The organism is [Mycobacterium] manitobense, from assembly GCF_025821665.1.
Lineage (GTDB): Bacteria > Actinomycetota > Actinomycetes > Mycobacteriales > Mycobacteriaceae > Mycobacterium > Mycobacterium arseniciresistens.
In genome coordinates, this window is record NZ_JACKSJ010000170.1 from 1 (window position 1) to 555 (window position 555).

Annotated in this window: 2 protein-coding genes; both read right to left on the minus strand. The window is 65.9% G+C overall.

All coding sequences use genetic code 11. The annotated features are described in order from the left end of the window. A partial coding sequence (locus H7I41_RS20275; RefSeq protein WP_264014414.1) for a flavin reductase occupies window positions 1-180 on the minus strand: 180 nt, incomplete at its 3' end. A 50-nt stretch (window positions 181-230) separates the two neighbouring features. Continuing rightward, window positions 231-555, minus strand: a 325-nt coding sequence (locus H7I41_RS20280) for an SDR family oxidoreductase (protein ID WP_264014415.1), incomplete at its 5' end; no start/stop codon positions are given.

Genomic DNA, 555 nt, shown 5'->3' on the forward strand with positions numbered 1-555 from the left:
AAAGGTGTGGTTGCGTTTGGATATGCCGACGAGGAACCGCGGTGGGTTGATGCTCGTCTGGCTGGCGAACCCGACCAGGCAACCCGCGGGATCATCCGCCGGCCCGGCGGTGACCACGAACATCGGATAGTCGAGTGTGGCAACGAGATTCTCGAATGCTTCGCTTCCCGGCGCTGACATGCGGTCTATATGCCCACTGCCCGCGGATCCCAACCGCCGAGGCGGATGGCTCAGGGGGTCGCGGCCGCTGCTCTGGCCCGCTCCCGCAACGAGGCCACCACACCTCCGTCGTTGAGGATGTCGGTGCCGGTGAGGTAGCCGGCTTTGTCACTGACGCAGTAGGCGAACAGTTCTGCCATCTCTTCCGGCCTGCCCCAGCGCGGCACGGCGGCGTCCATCACGAGTGCGCCCGCGCCGCCGGCTTCTTCGAGTCGACCCATCTCGGTGTCCACCGACCCCGGTGACACCGAGACGATGCGCAGCCCGCGACCGTTGAATCGCTCGGCCTGCGCGCTGCTGTACCACTTCACGAAATTCTTGCTCACCGCGTAGGCG